Source organism: Shewanella sp. SM32, assembly GCF_025654235.1.
In the GTDB taxonomy this organism is placed as follows: domain Bacteria; phylum Pseudomonadota; class Gammaproteobacteria; order Enterobacterales; family Shewanellaceae; genus Shewanella; species Shewanella oncorhynchi.
This window is the reverse complement of the sequence record NZ_JAKKRO010000004.1, coordinates 126,653-148,801: the sequence shown is the minus strand read 5'-3', so window position 1 is coordinate 148,801 and position 22,149 is coordinate 126,653. Positions and strand designations below refer to the sequence as shown.

Here is a 22,149-nt window from a genome sequence, read left to right as displayed (position 1 = left end):
CAGCTTAGGCGATTCTCTGCCGAGATTAGGTCAAAATAGTTCGCTATAGCGTCCGACTGCGGCGCGTCACAGCCATTTCTTTTCCTCCTCCGTTTATTAATTTTGTTGTTTAATATTCGAGGAATATCATGAGTTTTCAAGCTTTTCTTGCCAGCATTAATAGCATAGTCTGGGGCCCAATCACCCTTTGTTTGCTGGTGGGCACGGGGATTTATCTCACTGCGCGCCTCAAGCTTATCCAAGTATTTCGTCTGCCGATGGCGATGGGATTGTTGTTTAAACCCGCCAAAGGTCATGGGGATTTATCTTCCTTTGCAGCGCTTTGTACGGCGCTGTCCGCCACTATCGGTACCGGTAATATTGTTGGCGTGGCGACGGCGATAAAAATGGGCGGGCCAGGGGCGTTATTTTGGATGTGGCTGGCGGCATTTTTCGGCATGGCGACTAAATATGCCGAGTGTATGTTGGCGGTAAAGTACCGTACCACCGATGCTCGTGGGCAGATTGCGGGTGGCCCTATGTATTATATCGAGCGCGGCCTTGGTCTACCTTGGATGGCGAAATTGTTCGCTCTCTTTGGGGTTGGTGTGGCCTTTTTCGGTATTGGTACTTTTGCACAGGTCAATGCCATTAGCGATGCGCTGACGATCGCCTTTGAGGTGCCGACTTGGTTAACCGCGGCCGTACTGACATTTTTAGTGGCCGCAGTTACCTTGGGTGGGGTTAAGCGTATTTCAAATGTGGCGCAAAAACTTGTGCCTGCGATGTCGATTGGTTATGTGCTGGCCTGCGTGTGGATCTTAGTCGGTTTCTCCGAGCAGATTTTACCCGCCTTAGCTTTAGTGCTTGAATCTGCCTTTACGCCACTCTCAGCTGCGGGGGGATTTTTAGGGGCGACAGTCGCGCAGGCGATTCAAATCGGTATTGCCCGCGGTGTGTTCTCAAACGAATCTGGATTAGGTAGTGCACCCATTGCCGCCGCTGCAGCTAAGACCAATGAACCCGTTGAGCAAGGTCTCGTTAGCATGACGGGTACTTTCTTCGATACCATCATCATTTGCACTATGACGGGGTTAGTGCTGATCATCACTGGGGTATGGAGTGGTGAGACGGCAGGTGCTGCGATGACGAGTGCAGCTTTTGCTCTGGGAGGCTCAGCGCTTGTGGGTCAGTATTTGGTGACGATTGCGCTCGTGTGTTTTGCGTTTACAACGATTTTGGGCTGGCATTATTATGGTGAACGCTGTTGGTATTACTTAGTCGGTGAGCGCGGGTTACGCATGTATCAAGTGGTGTTTTTGGTGCTGATTGCGGGTGGTGCTTTTATCAAACTTGATGTGATTTGGTTGTTGGCCGATACGGTTAATGGTTTGATGGCGATTCCAAACTTGATTGCCATTGTGGGCTTGAGGCATATCATTATCGCCGAAACCCAAAGCTATTTTGCTCGTATCTTACCTAATCAAACCTTAGAGACGGCTTCTTAGAGACGGCTTATTAGTGTTTTTAAAACAATAAATTACTTCACATTATTTTAACTTTAACATTGTCGCCACTAAATTCTTCGTTTACTTTATAAGTGCTATTTTTGAATGCAGTGTTTATAAAATCGGGGGCTTTAGGGCGACGCCATGGAAAAAAGTAAACTTCGTACTTTTCGCAGCAGGATATTATCCCACATAGCCTTGCCTCTCATTTTAATTATGGCGAGTGTCTATGGTGTAAACGCTTGGTTTAGTTATATCTCCACAGAGAATCGGCTTTACCATAGCCTGACACAAGAGGCGAGTCATTCGGCTTCTCGTCTGCAGTTTCTGCTCGAACATGCGCAGGCCAACACCCAAGGTCTTGCTGATTTTATTGGTTTTTTGTCAAGTAAAGAAGACATGAATGACACTGAGAGTGTTAAAAGTGTCTTGATGAATCGAGTCAAACGTCATCCTGACTTTTTTGGCTCCGCAGTCGCATTTAAACCTAATACCTTCCCCAATCGAAAGCTCTTTTCCCCCTATGTTTACCGCGATACAAGTGGTGGTAACGATTTACACTACCTCGATATTGGCGCTGAAGGCTACGACTATACCGATGGCACTTGGGATTGGTGGAGCAAGGCTATCAATCAAGCGAACGGTTATTGGTCAAAGGCATACTTTGATGAGGGGGCGGGAAATATTCTGATGTTGACCTATTCGGCTCCTTTTGGTGAGGTAGGCAATTATTTTGGGGTCGCCACGGTTGATTTAGCTTTAGATGAATTGCCAAAACAATTGGGGATTGCACCAAATCGTCTGGTGGTTTTAGACGATCAAGGGCGGCTTATTTATCATATAGATAAAGAAAAAGTACTGGCAACGACTTCAGCCCAGTGGCTCGATAAGAATAAAGATAAAAATGCCGATTTTTGGACGCTACAGGATAAAAGGCTTGATGGTCAAGCAAGGTTTGTCGATAACCAAGATGTTGTTTATCTTGCGAGTATTGCGACTGTACCGCATTTAAAGTGGCGTGTGATTGTATTAGCGCCAGAACAAGATTTATTCAACTCCCTGCTTGATGATCTGGCATCTATCATCCTCAATTTAAGCTTATTAACCCTCTTATTATTGCTGACTTGTTATCTGGCGGCGAAACGGTTAACTCGGCCGTTAGAGCTACTCGAGTCGGGTATCTTGTCCTTTGGACAGGGTAAAACTCAGCAGCTTATTGTACCTAAAGGTGCCGTAAGTGAGATTGTGACGCTGAGTAATACCTTCAATCAAATGGCGGAATTACTTGCAGAACGTGAACAAGCCATTCTTGATTCCCGCGGTAATCGCTTTGCGCGCCTAATTGATGGTATGAGTGATAAATCTTTCTATTGTTCCCTCGAACCTAATGGCCAACTCGCCCAGGTTAGTGAGGGGGTAACTAAGGTGCTGGGGATCTCACCTGATTTACTCAAGCGAAAATATCAAAGGCTCTTCTCGGCTAATCCCCTTAATGAGAAAAACTGGGAATATACCGATTTGGCCTTAAAGGGCCAAAATGTGCCTTCGCATCAAGTTGAAATGCTGGATGAAAAAGGGCATTTAAGAAGGCTCGATGTATTTATGCAGCCGTTATTATCAGATACGGGTGAGTTAATGTCGGTGGAGATGTTATTTACCGATGTTACTGAGCAGTTTTCAGCAGCAGTCTGGTCAAATGCCGTACTAGAAGCCGCTCCAGAGGCCATGCTCATTGTCGACGAACTTGGGAAAATCGTCTTTACTAACAGTCGCTGTCAGCAGCTCTTTGGATACGAATCGGGCGCTATGCTGGGTTTGCAGGTTGAGGCGTTATTGCCGCAAGAGTTAGGAAACGGGCATGTACTTGAGCGGCAAACATTCCTGCGCGAAGGCCGCGATAGAGGCATGGCAAATGCGCGTCATGTTCGGGCTTTAAAAGCCGATGGTAATGAATTTATTGCGGAAATAGCGCTGAGTATTCTTCCCCCTGCCTTTGATGGACAAAGGCAAGTGGCGGCTTCAATACGCGATATGACACAAAAACTGGCCGTTGAGCAGAAGATCCGTGATAGCGAACAGCGTTTTCGTGGCTTAGTGACTAATATTCCCGGCGCCGTTTATCGGACTCGTATCGGGGATGTATGGTTCATGGAATATATCAGTGACAATATTGCTGAGATTACGGGTTATGCAGCGAGTCAGTTTATTGAAAATCGCCAACGTACTTTTGCTTCGCTGATTTTAGAAGAGGATCGGCCTACATGTCATTTGCATATTGATAGAGCACTCGCGCAGCAAGAAACCTTTGAAGTGGAATATCGAATCCGCCATCGCGATGGCAGTGTGCGCTGGGTGCATGAGAAAGGTAAGGCAAGTTATACCGAAGAGGGCGTTCCACTTTGGTTCGACGGCAGTATTGATGACATCACAGAGAGTAAGCTTGCTATAGGGCAGTTGGAGGCTTCGCGCCTGCAATTGACCAATATTACAGAGTCTATTCCTTGTACCGTATACCAATTGTTATGGCACTCGCCTACTGATCGCAAATTTACCTTTCTCTCTGGTGCGGCAATGAAAATGCTGGGGCTACATCGTGATGATCTTATTAGTAATTTTGACACCATCGCTGAGCGGATTTTTGATGACGAAAGGCCGGACGTCGTGCGGGCACTTTCAGGTAAGAGTGAAGATAGGTTTCAATGGATCCGCGAGTTTCGTTATCGCCATCCCAATGGCAGCATACGTTGGATGGAAGCGGGTGCGAGCGGCCATATAGAGGAGGATGGCGCTATTACTTGGAATGGGTATGTAATGGACATTACCCAACGCAAGAGCATAGAACAAGAGTTAGCCCTCAGTGAAGCGCACTTTAAGGCACTGTTCGATGGTGCGACCATTGGTATCGTCAATGTGGATGTTAAAGGCGTTATCTTAGATTGTAATGACCAATTTTGTGCCGATATGGCGCGGTCAAGGGAGAGTTTACGCAATACCGCAATTTTTGAGGTCCTTAGCGCGCAAGATAAGCATATTGCCAAGGCGCAATTTAAGGAATTGGTCGGTGGCAAAATTGACCATTATCGTGGCGAGAGGAGTTTTATTCGTCCTTCCGGTGCGCCTTTATGGATGACGGTCAATGTGTCGGCATTGTTAGATGCCCAAGGACAATTTGAATCGGCTGTGATCAGTATGGTCGATATGACAGAGCTTAAATTGCTCTCCGATGAACTGTTACTTGCCAAAGAGCAAGCCGATGCCGCCAGTAAAGCAAAGGGTGACTTCTTGGCGAATATGTCCCACGAAATACGCACCCCAATGAATGCCATTATCGGCATGTCCCAGCTGTGCTTACAGACCGAATTAGATAAGAAACAGAAGAATTATGTGGAGAAGATTGAGCGGGCATCGCAGTCTTTACTGTCTATTATCAATGACATTCTGGATTTCTCTAAGATTGAAGCGGGTAAGCTCGACATAGAATCTGTGCCATTTCAGCTCGATACTATGCTGGAAGATCTCAGCGATATGTTTTCTGAGAAAGCCGCCCACAAGCAGATTGAATTGTTATTTGCAGTCGCCCCTAACGTGCCGCGTTATTTATATGGTGATTCGCTACGCTTAGGCCAAGTGTTGATTAATCTGATGAATAACGCCATTAAATTCACCGAACGGGGTGAGGTGTTATTGTCGCTAAGTTTAGTTGAGCAACAAGATGATGATGTCGTGCTGCGTTTTAGCGTGCGTGACAGCGGCATAGGCTTAACTGAGCAGCAGCAAGCAAAATTATTTAAATCCTTTACCCAAGCGGATACTTCAACCACCCGTAAATACGGTGGTACAGGCTTAGGCTTGGCTATTTGCAAGCAACTCGTTGAACTCATGGGGGGCAATATTGGTGTCGAAAGTCAATTTGGTCATGGTAGCACCTTCTATTTCACTGTGAAGTTACAAATTTCCGAGGGCCAAAAATTAGTGCTTGAGCAAGAGCTTGAGGGCATGTCTGTGCTGGTGGTAGATGATAACGCGACCGCCAGAGACATAATGCGTACAACGCTCGAAAGTATGGGCTTTAGAGTCGATACGGTTCGTTCAGGTGAAGAAGCAATAAGCCGCTGTTTACTGCAGACCTATGAAGTGGCATTAATCGATTGGAAAATGCCCAATATGGACGGGTTAGAAACCGCTCGTCAGATCCAACTACAGGCTAAGTCTCAGCCTAAGATCTTGATGGTATCCGCCCATGCTAATCATGAATTTATCACTCAAATTGAGCAATTAGCACTGGCGGGGTACATAAGTAAACCCATCAGCGCCTCACGCATGCTCGATGGCATAATGAATGCGATTGGCCGTGAAGGCATATTGCCAGTGAGACGCCGCACTGAAGAGCTGGCGCCGCAGTTATTATTGCCGCTTCAAGGGAAACGTATCTTATTAGTGGAAGATAACGAGATGAATCTCGAAGTCGCCAGCGAGTTTTTAGAGCAAGTGGGGATTATTTTATCCATAGCGACCAATGGCCAAATTGCCTTAGATAAGCTATCCCAACAGCATTTCGATCTAGTGTTAATGGACTGTCAAATGCCGGTGATGGATGGTTATCAAGCCACTAAAGCGATAAGGAAAAGGCCTGAGTTGGCAAATTTACCTGTCGTCGCTATGACTGCGAATGCGATGGCTGGTGATAGAGATATGTGTCTTCGGGCTGGGATGAATGATCATATTGCCAAGCCCATAGAAGTGAATGTGCTCTATCAAACCCTATTGAAATACCTCGGATCTTCTTCTGGAATTTCTGCTGCGATAAGGGCGGAAGCCTCAACTCAGTTAACTTCGTCCAGCGCACAGGGTGAAGTCAGCAATGGCGCTGATCAAACGGTATTGCTCAAATGGCCAGAACACCCTGAGCTGGATATCGATAGAGGTTTGCAACTGGTGCAGCATTCGACGCGTCTTTATCAACGAATCTTTGATCGTTTTGTGAGCAGTCAGCGTAATGTGGTGGAGCAGGTTCGCAAAGCGATTGCAGCGAATCAAGTCGAAGATGCCGTGCGTATCGCCCACACCCTTAAAGGCTTAGCGGGTAATTTAAGTTCGGCAAAGTTGGTGGAATTAGCGCGTTTGCTTGAGTTGCATTTAACAGAGAAAGCGCCCTATGAAGATGAATTGGTTCAAATTCAACCGCTAGTGGCCTCTATCTGCGATGCGATTGAACACGCCAAACCAGCAGCGGTAAATCAAGCCGAACCTCAAGCCGTTGATTTATTATCTGCTGAAGATTTAAGGGCGGCATTACAGGCCTTGCGGCAGAACTTAGATGAAGCCGATGCCAGCGCTGTGGCAAAAATTGATGCGTTAAAGCCGAAGGTGAGTAGTGCAATGTGGCAAACATTAAGCCCCGCTTTATCTATGATTAACCAGTATCAGTTTGATGAGGCAATCGACTTAATTGACGATGTGATTACACAGTTAGGATAGAAAGCGGTAGCGCGAATTTATAATGCGTGACATTGAGTGGAGTTGTTAATGGAAAAAGCAACAATATTAGTCGTCGATGATACACCTGAGAATATTGATATTTTGATTGGTATTCTAGGTGATGATTATAAAGTCAAAGTGGCGATCGATGGGCCAAGGGCATTAGCGTTAGTGACAAAATCGCAGCCTGACTTGATTCTTCTCGATGTCATGATGCCTGGTATGAATGGCTATGAAGTCTGCAAGCTGCTAAAGCAAGAGCCGCTGACCAGCCATATTCCGGTGATCTTCGTGACCGCCTTATCTGAAATTGCTGATGAAGCCCAAGGTTTTGCATTGGGTGCGGTGGATTACATTACTAAGCCTGTCAGTGCGCCTGTCGTTAAAGCGCGAGTTAAAACGCATCTTGCGCTCTATGATCAAAAACGTCTACTTGAACAACAAGTTAAAGTTCGTACTCACGAATTAGAATAAACCCGCTTCGAGATTATCCGTCGTCTTGGCCGTGCCGCTGAATACAAGGACAACGAGACGGGTCTACATGTTGTGCGTATGAGTCATTACGCCCGCATATTAGCGATAAAGCTCGGCTTACCGACAACCTTTTGTGACTTGATTTTTAATGCGGCGCCTATGCACGATATTGGTAAAATCGGTACACCCGATGCAGTGCTGAAAAAGCCAGGGAAACTTGATGCGCAGGAATGGGAAATTATGCAGCAGCACGCCGCCATAGGTGCAGAAATTATTGGTGAACATAGCGATCCGTTATTGCAAATGGCCCGTCGTATCGCCTTAACTCACCATGAGAAGTGGGATGGTTCAGGTTACCCCAATGGCTTGGTTGGCGAAGAAATCCCCCTTGAAGGGCGTATCACCGCGATTGCGGATGTGTTCGATGCGCTGACTTCGCAACGGCCTTATAAGCAGGCTTGGACGATTGAAGCGACTATGGAGCTATTTGAAAATCAAGCGGGAAAACATTTCGATCCTAAGTTGGTGGAGGAGTTCAAGCAAATCCTGCCAGAAGCAATTGCCATTCGAGATACTTATTTAGAAAATTGATGCTCGAAGTGCATTGACTAAGGTAAAGGCGCCATTGGCGCCTTTATTTTGCTTCAATATTTTATACTAATTATATTAAATCAAAGCATTACGCTTCATCTAATGAGTAGGGCAGGGCTTGGATCGTTAAATGTGATTGTTCATCGTCGGCAAAACGCAGCTGAGTATCATTAGGCGTGTCATTAGGAAGTACGGCGGTTAACAAGACTTGATTGCCACGCTGTACAAACTCAATGATTTGACCGCCACGGCGAAAACTGTCTTCCATCGCGATTTCGAGGCCTGATGCTAGGGTGATTTGAAGACTAGTGTGACCGCGCAAAATATACAGGGCGCGTTTATTGCCACCGCGATATTTCATCCGCGCTATGGTTTCTTGCCCCATGTAGCAGCCCTTGTTAAAGCTGATACCATTGACCGCTTGTAGGTTACACATCTGTGGTACGTATTGGCTGGCATGGCTAGCGGCAATATTTGGATAACCCGCTGAAATCTCTAACGCCTGCCATGCACTGGCGTCAAATACACTCAGTTCCGATTGCGCAACTAAAGCCGCTGCGGCATCTGGTGTTAATACTAAAATAAAACGTTCAGCGTCTTTTAAAATCGCACCATTTTCAATGAGTGTGAGCTCTTGCTGAATGTCACCAAAATGTTTGTTCACGAATTGGCTTGCCTGTTCACCGGCAACGCCGAGCAGAGTCCACTCAGCGGATGCATTGCTTAAGGTGGCTTTACTAAACACGGCATATTTTTGTAACTGGGGTAAATCGACCTCGATGGCATCCTTTGGCATCAACATAAAGAGTGCATCTTGAATGGCAAAGGTTCTGAAACTGGCCAGCATTTTACCTTTAGGATCGCAATGGGCGCCCCAGCGCCATTGATCTGTGGCCAATGAGCTGATATCTGTGGTCACTTGGCCATGGATAAAACTGCGGCCTTGTTCTCCAACGACTTTGATGAGGCCCAAATGAGATAAGTTGGCAAGCATAAGTGGAGGCAAGGTAGCGTCCAGATCCCAATGGGGCGTAGAAACTGAAATAGTCATAGCGAGATCCTGAAAATGAAGACGATGTGAGAGGCTAGATTGTAACGGAATTCCAGTTGGCTCAAAAGCATAAGGCGCACATATCTGTGAATGATCTGTGCGCCTTATTATGTGTGCTTTAGTCGATAGGCTTAAAGCGAGTGGAGTTTAAAGTTTAAAACAGCACGCGGGTACGTAATGTACCTTCAATGGCTTTGAGTTCAACTAAGGCTTCTTCCGCTTGAGTTGTGTCTACTTCCATCACGACATAACCAATTTCTGCGGTGGTCTGCAAATATTGGGCGGCGATGTTGATGCCTTTTTCCGAGAAGGCTTGGTTGATCTTGATCAACACGCCCGGACGGTTTTGGTGAATATGCAGCAAGCGCGAGGTGCCTTTATGCGTTGGTAATGACACTTCAGGGAAGTTAACCGCAGAAACGGTTGAGCCGTTGTCTGAGTATTTAGCGAGCTTACCCGCGACTTCGATACCAATGTTTTCTTGGGCTTCGGCCGTGCTACCGCCGACATGCGGCGTGAGTAGAACATTGTCTAAACCGCGTAGAGGACTGATAAATTCATCGTCATTCGATTGTGGTTCAACGGGGAATACATCGATTGCGGCACCTGCGAGGTGACGTTCTTTTAACGCAACGGTTAAAGCTTCAATATCGACTACAGTACCGCGTGATGCGTTGATAAAGATGCTGCCCTTTTTCATCGCCGCAAACTCGGCAGCGCCTATCATGTCTTTTGTTTGTGGAGTTTCAGGGACATGTAAGCTTACTACATCAGCTTGTGCTAATAGGAGTTCTAACGAATGGACTTGTTGTGCGTTACCTAGTGGCAGTTTGTCTTCGATATCGAAGAACACGACGCGCATACCTAAGGTTTCCGCCAGAATGCCAAGCTGAGTACCAATATGGCCGTAACCAATCACACCTAAGGTTTTACCACGCACTTCATAGCTGCCCGCTGCGGTTTTCATCCAGCCACCACGGTGAGCGATAGCGTTGCGTTCAGGGATACCCCGCATCAACATAATGATTTCGCCAATCACGAGTTCGGCAACACTGCGAGTGTTTGAGAATGGCGCGTTAAATACTGGGATACCAAGGGATTCGGCGGTGGCAAGGTCAACTTGGTTGGTTCCAATACAGAAACATCCTATCGCGATTAACTTCTCTGCACGTTTCAGCACCTCTGCAGTTAATTGGGTACGCGAACGAAGTCCCACAAAATGCGCATCTTTAATGGACTCAAGTAAGGCTTCATCGCTTAAGGAAGCTTTGTGGTATTCGATATTGGTGTATCCCGCACGTTCAAATACATCGACCGCAGATTGGTGGACGCCTTCCAACAGCAGGATCTTGATCTTATCCTTGTCCAGCGAATGTTTCGCCATGATATGGGTACCCTCTAATTAATAGAAATGTTTCTTATGATATGCTCACAACCTTCACCCACCAAAGTAGCACTTTTTTTGTTCAGTGTGGAGGGCTAGATGGCTAAAGTTAATATTCTAAATTTAGAACAATATCGCATAAGAGGAAGAAACATTGAATAACAAAATCGCATGGTGCGGTATTTACCTCTCAGTTTTGGTGTGGTCGGCGATAAAACCCGCAGATCCTTTCACATGGTGGCTCGAAGCCTTACCTGCATTGATTGCTGTACCGATTTTATTCTTTACTCGCAAACGTTTTCCACTGACACCTTTAGTGTATTTTCTCGTCTTAATACACTGCTGTGTGTTGTTTGTAGGCGCTCATTATACTTACGCTGAAGTGCCGTTATTCGACATGATTGCCGATTGGATGGGTTCAGAACGTAATAATTACGATAAAGTGGGTCATTTTGCGCAAGGTTTTATCCCAGCCATGCTCGCCCGTGAAATTATGTTGCGTAATCAAGCTGTCAAACCTGGGGCTTGGTGCGCGTTTCTTGCTACTTGTTTTGTGCTCGCATTTTCGGCGTTTTATGAACTGATCGAATGGTGGGTTGCCGTGGCAACCGGCGAAGGGGCTGAAGCCTTTTTAGGGACTCAAGGCTATGTATGGGATACCCAATCCGACATGTTTCTTGCCCTCATTGGCGCAATTGTCGCGTTAGCTTTACTGTCTCGTTTTCAAGATAAACAAATCGCGAGACTCAAGCAGAGGATTTAGCGGCTAAAAGTGGGTGATGCTCTCTGTTTGAGTTGTAAGACTTTCTTCCCTGAAATATATGGTGTGAGTGTGATGACATTGAGTTGTCATACTTTAGTGTTGTTATTGTGTTTTCTTTGTGTTGCAACTTTGGATTGATAACGTCATGGTTGGAAAGTATTAGGTGCTGGGCGTTGGCCAAGTAAAACGGTATTTTTGACTGTTATTCCATTTTATTGTGGTGAGTTAGTCGAACCTACTAGCATTAAACAGGGAATAGTACATTTGGGTGATGTTTTTCAATCGTTAACTAGTCAGAATTAACTAGGTTAATGGAATGTTGAAAAATCTAACTAAAAAGACGAGTCAAACATACCATTTTGCAATAGAGAATACTTTTCAGGGAGGAGAGTCATTGAGCACAATTAATGAATTGGTTTTTTTACACCAAATGGCCGCGCCATGTCATTTAGCGTTACTTGCTGAATCCATAGGTTTGAAAACGCGTATAGTAAAGCATGCGGCAGAACTGGATTTAGACAAGAGTCGCCGTAGTTTTTATCTGATCACCCAAAAAGGTTCAGCATTAGATAACAAAGGGATACCTCTGTTAGCTTCGCGATTAGTGTCACATTTTCCTGTGGCGCTGTATCAAGTTGAGCGAGACTCCTTAGACCAAGAATCTGCAATGTTACTCGGCATTCGAGGTATTTTATTTGCCGATCAACGTATGGATCTGATGTTAACGGGTTTACGTAAAATGGTGGCAGAGGAACTTTGGTACGATAGAACTTTGCTAAGCAAAATGTTTCGCCGTGTCGTACAAAAGTTAGAAGGTAATAATGAAATGCCCTCTGATACTGTGGCTATGCTGCAGATGCTGACATCCCGTGAACGCACTATCATTCAATTCGTATCGAGTGGTGCGAGGAATAAAGAAATCGCTCATAGGTTATGTATCAGCGAACATACAGTGAAGGCGCATATTTCTTCTATTTTCCGCAAGACCCAGTCTCGTAATCGGGTTGAGCTTTTACGTTGGGCGCAAACCTATCAAACTCACTTTGAGCTGTGCAGTTAGTCAGTTAAAGATATTGGTCGTTAGCTTTTCGCTTTGAGTGGTTAATGTTAATGATTACTAGCATATCAACATAGAAAAGCGGGAATGTTTATTTAAACATTCCCGCTTTTTGTTTAACACCCTTTTTATAAACCACCACCAAAGAGTTTAGCTGTGGTGGTTTAACAGTATTGACTAGTATTGCACTACAGTGGCAACGTTCATATTGCCTGATTGGTTCACGTTGATGCTGTTGTTAGTGCCCGCTTGAGAACCTAACACTAAGTTGTCATTACCCGTTTGAGTGATTGACAGGCTGTTATTGTCACCGCTAACGCCAAATGAATTTGAAGCAAATGAAGTGTCGTTATCGCCGCCTACCCAGTTACCGTTACCTGATTGAGTAATTTGCGCGGTGTTTTCATCACCTTCAATAATCAGGTCAATAACGTTAAGATCGCCACTTTGAAGTGCGCTGACATCGGCATTGTTGTTGCCAGCAACAGAAATCAATGTTTCGTTCTCAGCGCCATCTTGCTCAACATCAACTTCGTTATCGCTACCCACGGCATCTACATAAGCAAAGTTCTCATCGCCTTCTTGGCTAACTTCAATACTGTTATCTTCACCATCAGCGAAGGCAATGATTTCGTTGTTATCGCCTTTAGAAGATAAATCGAAGTCATTATCTGTACCGTATGCACCAAAGGTTGCGAAGTTCGCATCGCCTTTTTGTTTCAAGTCAACGTCGTTGCTATCGCCCCATACTTGGAACTCTGCACCGTTGACATCGCCTTTTTGAGTGATAGTAATATCGTTATCATCACCTTGGATATCGGCCACTAAAGTATCACCGATAGTGTTGCCGCTGCCATTTTGGGTAATATCGACACTGTTGTCATCACCCGTAGTCATAGCAAGATAAGCCGTGTTGCCGGTACCTTTTTGATCCATTGAAATATCGTTTTTGCTGCCCGCCAGTGCGTAAACGAAGCCTACATGGTTATCACCCTTTTGGACCATGTCTACTTTGTTGTTGTCGCCTGCAATACCCTTAGCCGCGCCAAAGTTGTTGTTACCCGCTTGATTAACAGAAACGTCGTTGTTGTTACCCACGTTAGCGGTTAAGTCGAGAGCGATTAAACCCGCTTGGTTGTTGTCACCGATTTGTGTGATTTTACCGTCGTTGTTGCTGCCTTCAACGCGAAAAACTGCAAAGTTAGCATCGCCTTCTTGCTCAACAAACACGCTGTTTTCAGCGCCAGTGATTTCAACTTGGCTTTCGTTGACTTCGCCTAATTGGTTAACGAATACCGTGTTATCGTTGCCAGTAACATCGCTACTGCTTTGGTTAAAGAAACCATCTTGCGACACATTTACATTGTTGTTGTCACCTACAACATTTGCACTTGCCACATGCCAGTCAACTTGTTGCGTTATTTGGACCTTGTTATCATCACCCGTTGAATTAATAGCCGCTTCATGCCACACACCGTCTTGGATGACGGTTGCGGTTTGATCTGTACCTGTTTGCACAACCGCAGCAGCGTTAAGGCCACCCGTTTGTGAGACTAAAGTGTCTTGGGCTTGGCCTGACTGTACTACGCTAATTTCGCTCACTGTACTGGCCGCAAAAGCTTGACCGCTTAAACCTGTTGCAATGGCCAAAGCAATAAGTGATTTTTTAGCTTGTGATTTCATGTGACGCTCCCTGTTTAATATTGAGTTATTGAGATTGCAGCACCGTCCGCAATCTGTTGAATCGAAAAGTTGCCGCTTCCTAGTTGGTTCAGTTGCACGAGATTGTCATTGCCAATTTGTGTCACTGAAGCCGTATTTTGACTGCCGACTTGCAGTAGTTGGACTTCATTGTTTGAACCAATCTGTGTGATTAGCGCATCGTTATCATTGCCCACTTGTGTTACATCGGCCTTGTTATCGCTGCCTGACTGGAACAGTAATCCTTGGTTGGCAGTGCCTTGTTGAACCAGCTCGATAAGGTTATCGCGACCGGAACGTTCCAGTAATGCCTGAAGGGTTACGGGTAACTCGTTGACATTCAGCTCTTGTGCTGAAGTCATACAACTACAGAGCAAGATCAGCGGCGCCAAAAAGCGTATAGAGGTATTTGGCACGGGTGACTCCTTGCATCAAATATCTTGGGCTGCTTAAAGCAACTTGCATCCCAAATTCAGACCTGAAGATACGAGTCCCGTTAATATGTCGCAATTGGCCAAACGGGTATTTATTCTAGAAAGGATTAACGGAAGGTAAATGATAGCTGTATTTATATCGTATTGATTAAATAGATTTTATATGTTTATTGACGTGTTTTTATTTAAGGGGTCTAATCTAGTTGTCCTAGTAGTTAAGTCGTATTTGTTGTGAAGCGAGTATTTGATTTTTAAACAATGCAATAACAAGTGAAGGGAAATACATTGACTATCGCGTTTGCATTTTCTTGATAAAAAAGTACGCGTTTGTGCCAGCGAGAAACTGCTGAGGAGTTTAATTAACTGTAGCAACCTATGTCATTTACCCTGTGTGCAACAACAGGCTTCTTGTCCTTGCGGTAATGAATCCTAGGTTAAACAAAGGGACATTACTGTGAGCGGAAGATTAACCATTATTATGATTGAATTTCTTAATCGGGTAGAGAGAAGATTAATACTACCGTCTTATGCGAGATCAGTGCTTTTCTGGTTTTTTTAACTCTTCATGGAATGCTTCGGTACTGATTTGGCTTTTACGGTCTTCCAGTTGTTGCATCGCACTGTTATTACTCACAGTTAACGCATTGAAGCGAGTATTGATATCGTCCATTTCGTTAATGTATTCAGGATCGGTTTTCTCTTTATTTTGCCAATAACGTTTACGTTCTAATTTCTGCAATTCACTGGCGCGCAGAATTTCAAAATAGCTATTTTCCTGCTTAAGACGATATATCTCGCCGTCGAGTAACTGCAATAATTTTTCTTTAGAAATGGTTCGACTATTCAGTAGAGTGTGTAAGGGATCGACAGGAATGTCTCTTTTATCAGAGTCTACTTCAGTCGTTATCCCTAACTGGTATTCGATTTTATGTTGGCTAAATTCCTGCGGGCAAGCGGTTTGGCTAAAGACAATTTTGTCATCTTTACGGCATTTATAAATGGTATTTGCCTGTATTGCAGTGGGCAAAATAACACAAATTAGGGTGAGTATCAGTCTTGCCATGAGGCCACAAATCCTTTGTACACTTGCATAGCTATTATGATTTAATTGTTTGATTAAGCATGATAAATAATGATTATGACGTTTACATTATTATGCCTTTATAACTGTTTTTATTAGGCTTAACCGGCTGTTAAGCCCAATAAATTAAAGGATTAGCCATACATCATTATAAGGTCAAATTCACTCGTCAATGTCTGCCGCTAATCATTTACCTTAAATTAACATCTGCATCATACTATGGCGTAAATTTAGGGATAAAACCAGTTTTTTGACGCTTCAAATTTTTGGCGCTGAGATTGATTCTAAAGAAGAAAATAGCTTCTGGTCGATCATTGGATAAATAAAAAGGAGCGACTGCTCCTTTTTATTTATTGATAACGCTTAAGAGATTAGCGATCGAACCTTAAGTTGTCGATAAGTCGCGCTTTACCTATATAGGCGGCGGCCAAAATGACTAAGGTTTGGTCTTGGCTCTGCGCTTTCTCAAGCGTGTGGGCATGACGAATTTCCAGATAATCCGGCGTAAAGCCCGCCGCCACTAAACTGATTTTCGCTTGCTCGGTGACAGCATCAACACTCTGACCTTGTTTGATCCCTGCAGCCATAGCATCTATCGCCTGTTTTAATGCTGGTGCAGCGGCTTTTTCTGCGGCGGTGAGATAACCATTGCGCGAACTCATGGCTAAACCTGAGTCCTCACGTATGGTATCAACACCGATAATCTCAATCGGTAATGACAAGTCTTCAACCATAGTTTCAATGACTAATAGCTGTTGATAGTCTTTATTGCCAAAGAGTGCCACATCGGGCTGTACTATGTTGAATAGTTTACAGACGATAGTCGCAACGCCTCGAAAATGCCCCGGACGGCTAGCGCCGCAGAGCAGATCTGAAATACCTGGTACTTCAACATAGGTTTGTTGCGCTAAGCCCTTGGGATACATCACGGCTGGCGTTGGGGTAAACAGCAACTCAGCGCCAGCGGCGGTGAGGGCTTCACTGTCGGCGGCGAGTGTGCGTGGGTAGGCATCGAGATCTTCGTTCTGGCCAAATTGCATTGGATTGACGAAAATCGATACCACCACATGATCACAACGTTTAGCCGCTTCTTTCACTAAGGTGATGTGTCCCCGATGGAGATTGCCCATGGTCGGCACAAAGGCGACAGTTTCGCCCTTGGCACGCCATGCACGCACTTGAGTGCGAATATCATCAATATGGGCGCTAGTGATCATTGAGCCTTACCTTGCATAAATCTGTTATTTGTTAAAAGTGTGTTCTTCGCCAGGAAAAGTTCCTTGGACAACTTCGTCGATATAAGCACGTACCGCAGAACGAATTTCACCGGTTTGTTTTAGGTAGTTTTTCGAGAAACGTGGAATGTAACCACTTGAAATACCTAACACATCATGCATCACCAAGATTTGTCCATCAGTCGATGCACCTGCGCCAATTCCAATGACTGGAATCGTTAAGGCTTGAGTGATCGCCGCAGCGAGTGGTGCAGGGATACATTCCACTACGAGTAGTTGAGCTCCCGCGGCTTCTAAAGCCTTAGCTTCGTCGAGGATGCGCTGGGCATTTTCGGCATCGCGGCCTTGCACTTTAAAACCACCAAACACATGAACCGACTGAGGCGTTAAGCCTAAGTGGGCACATACAGGAATACCGCGTTCGGTGAGCTTAGTGACGGTTTCGAGTAACCAGTGTCCGCCTTCGACTTTGACCATGTTTGCGCCAGCTTGCATTAACTCAGTGGCGTTGACCATGGCTTGTTCTGGCGTGGCGTAACTCATAAAGGGCATATCGGCGATCAGCAGGGCACGTTCGATACCGCGACGAACACAGCGAGTATGGTAAGCGATTTCTGCAGTAGTGACGGGCAGGGTATCGTCATGGCCTTGGAGAACCATTCCCAAAGAATCGCCGACCAGCAGCACATCGACACCTTCGCTATCGAACGCGCTGGCAAAACTGGCATCATAGGCTGTCAGTGCCGTGAATTTTCTACCTTCCTGTTTGTATTTCAACAGGGTTGAGCTAGTAATTTTAGACATATGGATGATCTTCAAACCAAATAGAAGTGGTGTTATAAGCTAACTGAGGACGGACTTCAATGATCAATGCCCAGTTGTTGTAACTCGGCCAACATTTTTGTATCGATAAGACTGTCGATGGCAGTGTTGCACGGCAGAATCAGATCCGGTGCAATTGCGGCTAAAGGCACGAGCACAAAGCTGCGCGTTTTCATGCCGTAGTGGGGCACTTTGAGTCTAGGAATATCAATGTTCTCATTACCATACAAGAGTAAATCGAGATCTAAGGTTCTAGGCCCCCAACGCTCTAGGCGGATTCGTCCTTGGGTGTTTTCAATATGCTGCAGTGCATCGAGTAAAGCTAATGGCGCAAGATCAGTATCGAAACTCGCTACCGCATTCACATAATCGGGTTGCACGACATCGCCCATGGGCGTCGAATGGTAATAGGGAGAAACGACGAGACTATTGCCTAAGGCGGACAATGCCGTCACGGCATTGTCCAATTGAGCCTTGGGATCTTCAAGATTTGCGCCTAATGCGACGTAGACGCGGGGCATTATTCAGCCGTTTTAACTTTAGGTGTGCCACTCGCTTTAGGTGCGCTCGTCGGCGCTGAACCATCGGCATTCGGTGCACGAGGACGGCGACGACGTTGGGTGGCATTACGGTTGCGGTTTGGCGATTTACTGCCGCTACGCGCTATGGCTAAACGTTCTGTTTCATCGGCTTCGACAAATTGTTGCCACCAAGCGGCACTTTTAGCGACATTACCCGCTTCGACTTCGCCCCTGAGTAAGAGTAAATCGTATGCGGCTCTAAACTTAGGATGCTCCATCAGTTTAAAGGCGCGGGTGCCTTGGCTACGATCAAAGCGTAACTGCAACTGCCAAATGTCTTTTGCCGGCGTACTAAAACGGCGCGGAATACTAATGGTTTGGCATTGCTGCTCCATCACATCGCCCATGGCGGCAAAGAAGGCATCGTATAACGTCAGGCCACTTTCAACCGCGATATCTTCGGCGCGTTGACGCAGTGGATACCAGAGAAGCGCAGCATAGAAGAATGAAGGTGTGACCGGCTTATCTTCGTTAACTCTTTGATCTGTGCTCTTCATGATGGCTTGCACCATTTTCATGGTCGTACCTTTAGGATCATCTTTCAGCAGTGCCGCCACTTGCGGAAACAGCGGTGCGAATAGCTTGTATTCTTGCATCAGTTCGAAGTTGGCTAAGGCTTTACCTGCAAAGAAGAGTTTTAACACTTCTTCGTACATACGTGCTGCCGGAATATCTTTTAGCAGCGGCGCTAATTGTTTAATCGGCGCGGCTGTGACGGTTTCGATACCCATGTTGAGTTTAGTGGCGAAACGCACTGCCCTTAACATACGCACCGGATCTTCACGGTAACGGGTTTCTGGATCGCCAATTAATCTTAGGGTGCCCGCTTTGAGATCGGCCATACCGCCGCCATAGCTGCGAATCGAGTAATCGCTGATATCGTAATAGAGGGCATTGACGGTAAAGTCGCGGCGCTCGGCATCTTCATCGATTTCGCCATAGACGTTATCGCGCAGCAAACGCCCTTCGGCATTGGCTTTAGAGACTTTCTCATTACTTTCGCCATGGTGACCACGGAAGGTGGCGACTTCAATCACATCGCGGCCGAAAACAATGTGCGCTAAGCGGAAACGGCGACCGACAACACGGCAATTACGGAATAATTTTTTGATTTCTTCCGGTGTTGCATTGGTCACTATGTCGAAATCTTTAGGCTCAATCCCTAAGAGTAAATCGCGTACACCGCCGCCGACTAAATAGGCTTTAAAGCCAGATTTATTCAGTCTGTATAATACCTTAAGGGCATTCTCGCTGATTTGTTTGCGCGAGATGGTATGGGCATCTCTTGGTACTAACTCTAAACTCAAAGCACCGGAACTTTGTTCAGGTGTTGTTGGTTCAATCTGAGCTGGAGTCGGAGCGGTCGTTTTAGGCGCGTCTTCAAATAGCTGTTTGCAGAATTGGCTGATACGGCGAAAAATGGGACACCTCGAAATATGATCTGTTATTTGATTAAATAATCTGGCGGCTATCATATACCAAATGCGGCCTAATGAGTATATCAGGGCTCGATCAGTATCTCAGATTGTTGCGGTATAGTGGATAATTGAAACTGATCCACGGCTTGAGCGAGCATTTGCGCCACAGAGCCGCGGGTTTCGACGGGTGTTTGGCCTAAAAATGCCAGTGCCGCATTGAGGCTCGCCTGTGGATTAAGTGTATCAATTGCCTGTGCATGATTCTGTTTTGAGAGCTTAAAGCCTTTACTTATGCAGGCGAGTGGCAAGTGCAGCCATTGCGGTGCGGCTAAACCAAAGCTTTGATACAAACTCAGTTGGCGACAACTGGCCTCGATTAAGTCGCAGCCTCGAACCACTTCGGTGACCCCTTGATAAGCATCGTCGAGTACTACGGCCAATTGATAGGCGTACAGACCATCACTGCGTTTGATGATGAAATCCTCTGCGGCAAAATGGCTATCAACGCAAATATGGCCCATTAGATTGTCATCAAATTCTTGCACTTGCGCCGTGTTGACGATTCGCACCGCACCCAACCTAACAAGATTTGCAGACTGGGTTTGTGGCAATCGGTGGCAGCGGCCATCGTAGACGCCGCCCATGGCTTGAATTTGCTTGCGACTACATTGGCAGAAATAGGCTTTATCTTGGGCGAGCAGCGAGTCAATTTGCGCTTGATAAGCCACTGTGCGCTGGCTTTGATACAGAGGCACATCATCCCACTCAAATCCATAGGCTTCTAAGGTGCGTAAGATATCATCGGCGGCGCCTTTGACTTCCCGCGGTGGGTCTATATCTTCGATGCGAATTAGCCATTTACCCTGTAGCGAGCGTGCGCGCAGATAGCTGCCAAGGGCGGCGATAAGCGAGCCAAAGTGCAAGGCACCCGAAGGCGAAGGCGCAAAGCGGCCGACATAGGGCTGGCTGGATAAATAGGAATGTAATGGCTTTGACATAACAACTAGATGGCGTTTTAAAGTCGCGACGGTAAAAGTGGATGTATTTTAGAGGGATGCTAAGAGAAAAGCGAATCGGGGTAAATTGGAGTGAGCTTGGCTTAAGCTCGTCGAGTTTACGAGTTGCTAGAAACAAATAGGCGGGGAAATCCCCGCCCAGTATGCTTGATTAACCAGCCATTTGTTTCTCTTTGATCTCTGCAAGCGTTTTACAGTCGATGCATTGATCGGCTGTTGGACGCGCTTCGAGACGGCGGATGCCGATTTCGATACCGCAAGAATCACAGAAGCCGAAATCGTCTTCTTCAATTTTTTGCAGTGTTTTTTCGATTTTTTTGATCAGCTTACGTTCTCTATCGCGAGCACGAAGTTCGAGGCTGAACTCTTCTTCTTGTGCTGCACGGTCAACAGGATCGGGAAAGTTTGCGGCTTCGTCCTGCATGTGGCTAAGAGTACGGTCGACCTCTTCACGCAACTGATTGCGCCAAGCTTCAAGAATTGTCTTGAAGTGACCCAGTTGCTTAGCGTTCATATACTCCTCACCCGGCTTTTCCTGGTAAGGATTTACACCTGCGATAGCGAGTACGCCAAGTTTTTTGGTGCCTTCAGGCATAACGCATCTCCTGTAATCATTTGCGTTTGTAGGGCGTCCTTAAGAACGGCCGCTATCTATAGCAGAATCTTCACATCGAGGCAAACTTTTCATTCTGCTTTGATTGAATTTTTTGACTATGTTCGCTAATTCAAATGAAATCAAATTTAACTCAGCCTTAACATCATACTCGTACATCGCAGGCTTGGGCTAGGTGAATCTCTGTAGGGGAGATTTTACAGCGATAGGCTAGCACTTCAACGCCGGCTAACACAGCCATTTTCAGTAACTTAGCATATTCAGGGTCGATATGTGCTGCGGGGGCAACACTGAATATTTCACTATGCTGCACCACAAATAGCAATACGGCTCGATAGCCTTGACTCACCATGAGCATCAATTCACGTAAATGTTTTTGACCGCGTAGGCTCACAGCATCGGGAAAATAACCTTGGCCATCCTCGAGCAAAGTACAACTTTTGACTTCTATATAACAGGCGGGTTTTTGAGCACCCTGTAGCAGGATATCGATGCGACTATTTTCATCACCGTATTTGACTTCACGGCTGAGGCTATCATAACCCGTGAGCTCCTTGATGATATCTTTATTGATGGCTTCTTCGGCTAAGGTGTTCGCCTGACCCGAGTGGATCCCGATTAAGCCAGCATCTGGCGTGGTCATCAGTTCCCATGTATGGGCGTACTTACGTTTAGGGTTATCAGAGGTAGAAAACCATACGGTTTCACCGGGATACAGGCAATTACGCATAGAGCCGGTATTGGGGCAATGTAGGGTGATCTCACTGCCATCGCTTAGCTGCACATCGGCCAGAAAACGCTTATAGCGGCGCAATAAAATGCCCTGTTGTAGTGGCGGTGTAAATTCCATAGGTATACCTATCTCGGCTGTTCTAGGTCGCAAAGCCTAGCAAATTTCGCAAATGTTTACAGATTTTACCTGAGTAACTTCAGCCAATCGCTTTGCGTCATCGCCTGCTAGCA

The 22,149-nt window shown here is 45.9% G+C and carries 16 protein-coding genes and 1 pseudogene; 5 read left to right on the top strand and 12 right to left on the bottom strand.

The window, feature by feature from the left end; all coding sequences use genetic code 11:
- The first annotated feature begins 128 nt into the window (after positions 1-128).
- From L5M10_RS03040 to L5M10_RS03030, 3 genes and pseudogenes are all read left to right on the top strand, one after another.
- On the top strand, positions 129-1,487 hold the full coding sequence (locus L5M10_RS03040; RefSeq protein ID WP_263254822.1) for an alanine/glycine:cation symporter family protein: 1,359 nt from the start codon (positions 129-131) through the stop codon (positions 1,485-1,487).
- Between the two features lie 144 nt (positions 1,488-1,631).
- Complete coding sequence (locus tag L5M10_RS03035) at positions 1,632-6,965, top strand: PAS domain S-box protein (RefSeq protein ID WP_263254821.1); 5,334 nt, start codon at positions 1,632-1,634, stop codon at positions 6,963-6,965.
- Between the two features lie 48 nt (positions 6,966-7,013).
- Positions 7,014-8,030 (top strand): annotated as a pseudogene (locus L5M10_RS03030) (two-component system response regulator).
- Positions 8,031-8,118: 88 nt separating this feature from the next.
- On the opposite strand, the gene ygfZ reads toward L5M10_RS03030, so the two are convergent.
- Complete coding sequence (ygfZ, locus tag L5M10_RS03025; RefSeq protein ID WP_263254820.1) at positions 8,119-9,081, bottom strand: tRNA-modifying protein YgfZ; 963 nt, start codon at positions 9,079-9,081, stop codon at positions 8,119-8,121.
- A 154-nt stretch (positions 9,082-9,235) separates the two neighbouring features.
- Positions 9,236-10,465 (bottom strand): phosphoglycerate dehydrogenase, encoded by a 1,230-nt coding sequence (serA, locus tag L5M10_RS03020; protein ID WP_105251515.1) that lies wholly within the window; start codon positions 10,463-10,465, stop codon positions 9,236-9,238.
- 154 nt (positions 10,466-10,619) lie between these two features.
- Between serA and L5M10_RS03015 the strand changes: the two genes are divergently transcribed.
- Positions 10,620-11,228, top strand: a complete 609-nt coding sequence (locus L5M10_RS03015) for a DUF2238 domain-containing protein (RefSeq protein ID WP_168822493.1) — start codon at positions 10,620-10,622, stop codon at positions 11,226-11,228.
- 394 nt (positions 11,229-11,622) lie between these two features.
- A complete protein-coding gene (locus tag L5M10_RS03010) occupies positions 11,623-12,288 on the top strand; it encodes a helix-turn-helix transcriptional regulator (RefSeq protein ID WP_014611267.1) in 666 nt (221 codons plus the stop codon).
- A gap of 174 nt (positions 12,289-12,462) precedes the next feature.
- Here the strand turns inward: L5M10_RS03010 and L5M10_RS03005 are convergent, their stop codons facing one another.
- The 10 genes from L5M10_RS03005 to sfsA form a co-directional block, all read right to left on the bottom strand.
- Positions 12,463-13,968, bottom strand: a complete 1,506-nt coding sequence (locus tag L5M10_RS03005) for a curlin (RefSeq protein ID WP_168822495.1) — start codon at positions 13,966-13,968, stop codon at positions 12,463-12,465.
- A gap of 14 nt (positions 13,969-13,982) precedes the next feature.
- On the bottom strand, positions 13,983-14,402 hold the full coding sequence (locus L5M10_RS03000; RefSeq protein ID WP_263236594.1) for a curlin: 420 nt from the start codon (positions 14,400-14,402) through the stop codon (positions 13,983-13,985).
- Positions 14,403-14,955: 553 nt separating this feature from the next.
- Positions 14,956-15,483 carry a DUF4124 domain-containing protein gene (locus L5M10_RS02995; protein ID WP_168822497.1) on the bottom strand — a complete coding sequence of 176 codons (528 nt, stop codon included), beginning with the start codon at positions 15,481-15,483 and terminating at the stop codon, positions 14,956-14,958.
- A gap of 389 nt (positions 15,484-15,872) precedes the next feature.
- Positions 15,873-16,718 carry a pantoate--beta-alanine ligase gene (gene panC / locus L5M10_RS02990; RefSeq protein ID WP_173246722.1) on the bottom strand — a complete coding sequence of 282 codons (846 nt, stop codon included), beginning with the start codon at positions 16,716-16,718 and terminating at the stop codon, positions 15,873-15,875.
- 24 nt (positions 16,719-16,742) lie between these two features.
- Positions 16,743-17,540, bottom strand: coding sequence for a 3-methyl-2-oxobutanoate hydroxymethyltransferase (gene panB / locus L5M10_RS02985; protein WP_263236600.1), 798 nt, complete (start codon positions 17,538-17,540; stop codon positions 16,743-16,745).
- 56 nt (positions 17,541-17,596) lie between these two features.
- Positions 17,597-18,079, bottom strand: a complete 483-nt coding sequence (folK, locus tag L5M10_RS02980) for a 2-amino-4-hydroxy-6-hydroxymethyldihydropteridine diphosphokinase (RefSeq protein ID WP_263236603.1) — start codon at positions 18,077-18,079, stop codon at positions 17,597-17,599.
- The gene (locus L5M10_RS02975; protein ID WP_263236606.1) at positions 18,079-19,614 is read right to left on the bottom strand and encodes a polynucleotide adenylyltransferase PcnB; all 1,536 of its coding nucleotides are present in this window, start codon (positions 19,612-19,614) and stop codon (positions 18,079-18,081) included. Before L5M10_RS02975 ends, folK begins: the two co-directional genes overlap by 1 nt.
- Positions 19,615-19,640: 26 nt before the next feature.
- A complete protein-coding gene (gluQRS, locus tag L5M10_RS02970) occupies positions 19,641-20,555 on the bottom strand; it encodes a tRNA glutamyl-Q(34) synthetase GluQRS (protein WP_263254819.1) in 915 nt (304 codons plus the stop codon).
- 169 nt (positions 20,556-20,724) lie between these two features.
- Positions 20,725-21,168 (bottom strand): RNA polymerase-binding protein DksA, encoded by a 444-nt coding sequence (gene dksA / locus L5M10_RS02965; protein ID WP_006082967.1) that lies wholly within the window; start codon positions 21,166-21,168, stop codon positions 20,725-20,727.
- A gap of 163 nt (positions 21,169-21,331) precedes the next feature.
- Complete coding sequence (gene sfsA / locus L5M10_RS02960; protein ID WP_263254818.1) at positions 21,332-22,036, bottom strand: DNA/RNA nuclease SfsA; 705 nt, start codon at positions 22,034-22,036, stop codon at positions 21,332-21,334.
- Positions 22,037-22,149 lie beyond the last annotated feature (113 nt).